Genomic DNA, 8,094 nt, shown 5'->3' with positions numbered 1-8,094 from the left:
AGTAACTAGGAAGCCTTTTTGTCATGCCACAAATTAATGACCGCCACCTTCCATTCTAAGAATCTTGCAATGCAGGAGTCTATCCTTGTTTTCAATCAAGATTGCGAACTTGTTTCGCAATTGCCTATTAAGTCTTAATAGGTAATCGCGAAATTATTTTAAACTTACTCTGGCATGTACTGTAGGTACAAGTAATCACAGGCACGCTCTCGCTGCTCATCGCAGGCAGCGGGATATAGTTCGCATTTTATGCGAACCACATCCTGTGATGCACACGAACAGCATATATGCTGTTCGGCGCATGGCTCCGATGCTGTGCAGTAAATGCACAGCACGGATTCTGTTATTTGTACGGTCGCTAAGTACCGGCCGCTCTGAAGCACCTGCGAGTTACCTGTACTCACAGCACATGCTTAGTTTAGATTTTGGTAGTTTCGCAAATGTCTATTAAGTCATATTAGGGGGCAAAAGGTGGCTTTTAGCATAGTGGCTGGCAAATTACACAAAACAGTGACTGATTTTGTGACCTGGGAGAAAATTAGAAAATCTTAGTTTGCCTGCTTGTAGCCAGTGTTTTGCTGCCAAGGACGGCAGCAAAAGTCTTAACGCCCCATGGACGGGGCGTTTAAGACGTACACGTCACTTTGAAAAATACAAATCAGGTAAACTTAGATTTTCTTATTTTCGGACAATGGAACATAATAGGCACTGCTTTGTGTAATTTGCTAATTCAAAAGTGAAGAACCACCTTTTGCCTCCTAATCCTTATATGTCTTAAATATACCACAACCAATACGCATATGCTATCAATTATGCTTAAAAATTTCATTAGTAGTATTAATCAAACGGACTTATAATATACCTATCAAAGGTTGTTAAGTTTTTAACATAATGGGCGTTCTACTAAATATGGAACAAAAGAAACTGGCAGTACAAATTTCAAGCCGAATCGTGTATGATGAAAAGGAGAAAAATTATGGCAGAGAGAATTACAGGACACACAGAACTGATCGGACTGATGGCATACCCAATCCGTCATTCCAATTCACCGGCAATGCATAATGAAGCATTTGCATATCTTGGACTGGATTATGCATACCTGGCATTCGAAGTTGACAACAGTACATTAGAGGATGCAGTCAAGGGACTTCGTGCATTGAAAATGGTAGGATCTAACGTATCCATGCCAAACAAAACAGTGGTTGGACAGTATCTGGATAAACTGTCACCGGCAGCAGAGCTTTGTGGAGCGGTTAATACGATTACAAACGAGAACGGTGTTCTGACCGGACATATTACGGATGGAATCGGTTTTATGCAGGCATTACAGGACAATGATATCGATGTGATCGGAAAGAAAATGACGATCGCAGGAGCTGGTGGAGCTGCAACTGCAATTGAGATCCAGGCCGCATTAGATGGGGTAAAAGAGATTTCAATCTTTAACATTCATGACAAATTCTGGGACAATGCAGTGGAAACCGTACGTAAGATCAATGAGAGAACCGACTGCAAAGCAACGCTGTATGATCTAGATGACAAAGAGCAGTTAAGAAAAGAGATTGAGGATTCCTACCTTCTGGTTAATGCAACTGGAATGGGAATGAAACCGCTCGAGGGATAGACATGGCTTCCGGATACTTCTTATCTGCGCCCGGATCTGATCTGTGCAGACACTGTATATGCTCCGTTAGAGACCAGATTTTTATCCATGTGTAAGGAAGCAGGCTGCAAACATATGAATGGAATGGGAATGATGTTATTCCAGGGAGCAGCTGCATTTAAACTCTGGACAGGAAAAGATATGCCAATTGAGCATATGAAAGAAGTTTTAAATATCAGATATTAAGCATTCAGAATCTAAGACAAAGAAGGGAGAACAACATGAGTAACTATGTAGAAGTGCGTGGCGTGAAGATCGGAAAAGGCGTTCCAAAGATCTGTGTACCGATCGTAGGAAAAACGAAAGAAGAGATCCTTGCAGCAGCACGCTCCTTTGATGGGGTAAAAAAAGATGTTGTGGAATGGCGTGTAGACTGGTTTGAGGGAGTTTTTGATTTCGCAAAGGTTGAGGATGTATTAAAGGATCTGCGCCCGGCGCTCTCCGATACACCAATTCTTTTTACATTCCGTACTTCCAAAGAGGGGGGAGAACGGGCAATCGAACCTGAGGCATACGCCGAGCTTAATAAAAAAGCTGCAGCAACCGGACTGGTTGATCTGATCGACGTGGAAGCCTTTACCGGGGATGACATTGTGCGTGACATCATTGAAGCAGCACATGCCAGCGGTGTGAAAGTCGTGGCATCCAACCACGATTTTGACAAGACTCCGGAGAAGGAAGAACTTGTGCGCCGTCTCTGCAAAATGCAGGAGCTTGGTGCGGACATTCCAAAGATCGCAGTTATGCCACAGAACAAAAAGGATGTTCTCACACTTCTTGCAGCAACGGAAGAGATGTCATCTGAGCATGCAGACCGTCCGATCATTACCATGTCAATGGCTGGAACAGGACTGATCAGCCGCCTTTGTGGAGAAGTATTTGGCTCTGCACTTACATTTGGTGCGGTTGGAAAAGCATCTGCACCGGGACAGATGAATGCAACAGATCTGAATACTGTGCTCAATCTGATTCACAACAGCATGGCATAAACCGGACTTTGTTAACTTTATAACACAACCACTTTAAAGTGCTAAAATATTTTCCTTGTAAAATAGAATAGTTCTTGTTATAATAACCACAGTATCCCATAACTTTCAGTTGGGAATTGTGGTTATTATATTTTTAGGAGAATAAAAGATGGATAAGATTGAACAGATTCGAGAGAAAATTGGAGAATGCGATGATATCATCATCGAACAGTTAGCAAAACGTATGGGGCATATTCAGGAGATCATCGCTTACAAGAAAGCGACAGGAATCCCGATCCTTCAGCCGGAGCAGGAGAAGAAGCAGACCGATGCACTCGAAGCAAAGCTTGGGGATAACGAATTTGAAGAAGAAATTCTGGATATTTTTAAATATATCATGAAAAACAGCCGCAGAATCCAGGCAAAAAGTCTGTTTGATTACAATGTATTCCTGATCGGATTCATGGGCGCCGGAAAGAGTACGATCGCCGGAGAACTGCAGGAGAAGCTTGAGATGAACCGCGTGGAGATGGATCAGATGATCGTTGAGAAGCAGGGCATGTCAATTTCTGAGATTTTTGATGAATATGGTGAGACATACTTCCGTAACCTTGAGAGCAACACACTGATCGAACTGCAGAAATGCAAACAGACCATTGTATCCTGCGGTGGTGGTGTTGTTATGAGAGCAGAAAATGCAGATCATATGAAGAAAAATGGCCGCATCGTTCTTCTTACTGCAAAACCGGAAACAATCTTTGAACGTGTCAAAGACAGCGATGAGAGACCAATCTTAAATAACAATATGAACGTAGACTTCATTGCAGGTCTGATGGAGAAAAGACGCGAGAAATATCTTGCAGCAGCCGATATCGTAGTTGAGACAGATGCAAAGACCGTAACACAGATCTGTGAAGAGATCATTGCAAAACTGATCGCTTTTGATAATGCAAAAGAAGAAGCGGCAAAATAAAAAGAGACCGTATCATAAGCAGTGAGCATTCCAGAGAGAGTCGCAGAAAAATAACAATGCAGAAAGAGAAAAACGCAGTTTGGGAAGAAATCCCCAGACTGCGTTTTTTGAAATAAGAGATTAAATCGAGATATGGTATTTTTCCATCCAGTAATTGAGCTGGATAAAATATGCGATCAGCTGTGGACCTGCCATCAGCTGGCCAAACCATGGCTTTCCGTATTCTGCAGGAGCAGAAAGGAACTGTCTGACCTTTGCAGAGTCAAGAAGCGGAAGAACCGGGGAATTCGGGTCAGAGAGAATCTCTTCCATTCCGTGGATCAAAAGCTTCTCATAGCCCGGGTGATAGGTCTTTGGATAAGGGCTTTTCTTGCGGTGCAGAAGCTCCGGCGGAAGAAGGTCGCTGCAGGCATCGCGAAGCAGTGTTTTTTCGACCCCATTCTGGTACTTCATATGCCATGGCACGTTAAAAACATATTCGATGATGCGGTGATCGGCGAATGGAACTCTTGCCTCGAGACCGGAATACATGCTTGTGCGGTCCATACGGTCAAGCAGCGTCTGCATAAACCATTTGATATTCAGGTAGCCGATGATACGCCGGCTCTGATCTTCCGGCGATTCCTCAGGGAGAAGCGGTGCCTGTTTTTTCGATTCTTCATAACGGGCATGGGAATAGGACGCAAGATCCAGCTCTTTTGTGACATCTTCGTTTAGAAAGGCAGTTCGCGGTGTGATGTCGGAGGACCATGGAAAACCGTCCTTTTCGAGAAGCTCCTTGCGGTAGAACCACGGATAGCCGCCAAATATTTCATCTGCGCATTCACCGGTCAAAGCAACCTTGTTCTGCCTGCTTACCAGATTGCAGAAGTAAAGAAGCGAGGAATCCACATCTGTCATGCACGGAAGATCTTTGGCGTCCACGGCGGTAAAAAGCGCGTGATACAGTGTCTCTTCATCACATTCAAGGTAAGAGTGATTCGTATCGTACCAGGTCAGCATTTTGCGCACGTATGGCAGATCACGCTCCGGCTGAAAGGAATTGGATTGAAAGTAAATATCATTTCCTTTGAAATCAAAAGAAAAGGTATTGAGCGTCTGCCCCTGTTTTTTCAGATAACGGGAGGCGATGGCGGTTACAATGCTCGAATCGATGCCACCGGATAAAAAGGTGCAGACAGGCACGTCAGAGACCATCTGTCTTGTGATCGCATCTTCCACAAGAAACCGTGTATGTGCGACCGTGTCCTTATAGTCTGCATGATGCTCATAGCTTTGCAGTTCCCAGTAGGTTTCGTCCGTAAGCCCGGCAGTGGAAAAAGTAAGAAAATGTCCGGGAAGCACTTCAAAAAGATCTTTGAAGATACCACATCCGGACGTATGTGCAGGCCCGATGGACAGAAGTTCCTGCAGACTTTTTTGATCGACAGAAGGAGTAAAACCAGGAAACTGGAAACATGCTTTTGGTTCCGAACCGAAAATCAGTGTGCCGTCATACAGGGTGTAAAAAAGCGGTTTTACGCCGGCACGATCCCGGTATAAAAGCAGCCGTTTCAGCCGGTCATCCCAGATGGCAAAAGAAAAAATCCCATTCAGATGACGGACAAATTCCGGACCAAAATGCATATAAGAATATAAAATGACCTCCGTATCGGAGGTTGTTTCGAAGATATAGCCGTTTTTGGAGAGCTCTGGTATCAGCTCGTCGGTATTGTAGATCTCGCCATTATAGACGATGGTAAAAGAATGACCGTCAAGTTTTCGGGTCATAGGCTGGCTGCCGCCCGCAATATCGCGGATACTCAGACGGCTGTGTGCAAGCCCGGTTGTTTTATTCAGGTAAATCCCATGATTGTCATTTCCTCTGTGCGCCAGCACAGTTCTCATTTGTTCCAGACAGGTGCGCCAGCTGCCTGCCTGGTTTTCATAATTCATTTTATGATTGCAAAATCCTGCAATTCCACACATATTGCACTCCTGAGAAAAGGTGCCGCAGACACGGTCACCATTATTTTATACACAGTATATGCAATTTGGGATTGTCTGATACAATTCTGCGAAAAGATTGCGTTTTCTGCGGATTAGTGAGCTGTGTGTTTCTCCTGCTCCAGAAGTTTTTCCACATAATCCATGATATAATAGCTGTCTTCCGGCATCTGGCAGCCTACAATGTACATGCCGTCATTATCAGAGCAGCGGATGATGCGGCCTTCCAGAATATTATGTTCCGGCAATGCAAAATCATGGATCTCAATGGTCAGCTCGGCTCCTTTATTCTGCGCAAAGAATTTGTCATCCGAAAGGAATGCAAAACCATTTGCACTCAGATTATCCAGTTGTCCCTGGAATGTCTGACCGGTCTTTTTCACCGTAATCGTACATGCATTGGAAATATCAACGCGCGGATATTTTCTGCGGTTATTGATACGAGGTCTGGAATGAACTGTGATCAAATAAGTATGAGGTCTGTGTTCCGGATCTGGGTAAAGCTCTGTATGATCCCAGCAGTAAAGGATATTGCCTGCGGTAACCTGTACACAGAAGTCAGCAGAGTCTGTATTTACTGGTTCTTTGGTAAAGTTCACAATGATTCCGTCATCCAGCTGTTCCACAAGCTCGCCATGGTATTCGGTGCGGGAAGTATCCGCGTTGCGATGAAGCTCGATCTTCATGCCCGGAACAATGTCTTCAATACCCATAAAACCGCCAATTCCAAGTTCACACATCAGTGTTTCCAGAGTGCTTTCGATGGAATTGATGTTATCAGCACTTTCTTCATATTTGCTTACCATTCTTCGGCTTGTATCATCGGAACTGGTGACGCAGGTATTCATATCTGATACAACATGCGATACCTGTTTCATGTTGTCTACAAGCTGGAGATTGGAGGTTTCCACTTCCTTGATTGCAGTATCAATGACTTCGATATGATCACCAAGCTGGTTGGAATCAGAATGGATTTTGCTGATATTTTCACTTGTTTTTGTGACTTTTTCCAGAGTCTCCTGAATCAGATTTAACGTCTGTTCCACGGACTGGGTCATTTTATCGGAAGTTTCCTGTAAATGTGTGAGGGCTTCGCGGATCTGACCGGAGGAATTCTGTGTCTCAGCACTCAGAGTACGGATCTCTTCTGCAACAACAGCAAATCCTTTACCGGCGTCTCCAGCACGCGCAGCTTCAATGGACGCATTCAGCGCAAGCAGATTGGTCTGGGATGAGATATTCTCGATCGTTCCGGTTTCTGCTTTTACGGTCTCAAACTGGTCACGGAAATCATGAAGAACATCCTCAACCTCGGTAGAAAGGCGGGACATTGTATGGGCGGTCTCCACAAGACTGTCAAGATCCGTTACACTGGTTGAGGCATGTTTTTCGGATTCGGCAGTCAGAGATACCATTTGATCGATCAGGGAAACAACATTCTGTACCTGGGAACTGATGTCGGTTGTCATGTCCATGGAGGAAGTCGTACGTTCCTGGAGCACTTCGTTATTGCCTTTCAGTTCGTTCATACCAAGAACGACCATGTCAGATCCGTGTTTGTTTTCGGAAGCAAGTTCACGGACTACGGTGATACCGTCCATGACCGTATTGCTGGCACCTTTTACTTTTTCAACGGTATTTACAACGCGCTCAAGATCGGAGCGGATGCTTTCGGTCAGTGCACCATCGGACTCGTTCAGATGACGGATCGCCATTACATAGCAGATATAGCAGAGAACCAGACAGGATAATTCAATCTGATAATCTTTTACATAAGCTGCGGAGTTCAGACCGGTCATATAGCGGTAAAACGCACTTGCGATGATGACAATGCAGTTGGACACACCGCACACGATCATGAACGCTTTGTCTTTGTAGATGACAAGAAGACTTGTGACCGGAAGTATGTAAGCAAACGCAATGGACGAAGATGTTGTGCAGACAACAAAGGTATAAAAGATGCCGTATCCAAACGCAAGGTCTTTGCGGTAGAGATCCGTCGACCATCCTTTTACACGGAGAAGAATCTCTCCGGACAGAATCGGAACCCAGCATAAAAGCAGGAAAATAACATAATTCAGACCGGAATAATCACCGCGTGATACGTCATCTCCATAGTTGGCGCACAGCAGAACCGCAAATATAATCCAGATTCCCCGTGCCTTTCGATTGGCTTTTTCTTTAAATTCATTTTCATTGTAGCCCATAGTGTTTCCTCCTGACCAAAAGTACTAATCTCATTTTAGTTTATTTTCGATAAACTTTCAAGATAAATACTGTGTTTTCCCATACATTTTTAACAATTGGCAATCAGATCCATTTCATATAGAACAATGCATGAAAAAATGATACAATCTAGAAAAATGAATGGGAGGAAAAGTTTGAAACAAACAAGCAGAGGACAGCCTAAAAATAAAGAGCATAGCAAATAAACCGCCTAAGCAGTCGGTTTTAAAAATTGAATATATACACAACACCTAATCAGGTAACAGGAACAACATCAT

The 8,094-nt window shown here is 44.0% G+C and carries 4 protein-coding genes and 1 pseudogene; 3 read left to right on the top strand and 2 right to left on the bottom strand.

Translation table 11 applies throughout. The annotated features are described in order from the left end of the window. The first annotated feature begins 976 nt into the window (after positions 1 to 976). The 3 genes and pseudogenes from FYJ75_RS14040 (at position 977) to FYJ75_RS14030 (ending at position 3,604) form a co-directional block, all read left to right on the top strand. Positions 977 to 1,849: pseudogene (locus tag FYJ75_RS14040) on the top strand (shikimate dehydrogenase). 35 nt (positions 1,850 to 1,884) lie between these two features. Continuing rightward, on the top strand, positions 1,885 to 2,652 hold the full coding sequence (gene aroD / locus FYJ75_RS14035) for a type I 3-dehydroquinate dehydratase (protein ID WP_154431034.1): 768 nt from the start codon (positions 1,885 to 1,887) through the stop codon (positions 2,650 to 2,652). 148 nt (positions 2,653 to 2,800) lie between these two features. Further along, on the top strand, positions 2,801 to 3,604 hold the full coding sequence (locus FYJ75_RS14030) for a shikimate kinase (RefSeq protein WP_154431033.1): 804 nt from the start codon (positions 2,801 to 2,803) through the stop codon (positions 3,602 to 3,604). A gap of 120 nt (positions 3,605 to 3,724) precedes the next feature. On the opposite strand, the gene asnB is transcribed toward FYJ75_RS14030, so the two are convergent. After that, positions 3,725 to 5,572: an asparagine synthase (glutamine-hydrolyzing) gene (gene asnB / locus FYJ75_RS14025; RefSeq protein ID WP_154431032.1), complete on the bottom strand. Its 1,848-nt coding sequence runs from the start codon at positions 5,570 to 5,572 to the stop codon at positions 3,725 to 3,727. A gap of 113 nt (positions 5,573 to 5,685) precedes the next feature. Next, positions 5,686 to 7,797 (bottom strand): methyl-accepting chemotaxis protein, encoded by a 2,112-nt coding sequence (locus FYJ75_RS14020; RefSeq protein ID WP_154431031.1) that lies wholly within the window; start codon positions 7,795 to 7,797, stop codon positions 5,686 to 5,688. Positions 7,798 to 8,094 lie beyond the last annotated feature (297 nt).

Origin of the sequence: Roseburia porci, from assembly GCF_009695765.1 — a bacterium.
GTDB classification, from domain to species: Bacteria; Bacillota; Clostridia; order Lachnospirales; family Lachnospiraceae; genus Roseburia; species Roseburia porci.
The sequence above is the reverse complement of the archived record's forward strand: the minus strand, read 5'-3'. Positions and strand labels throughout refer to the sequence as shown.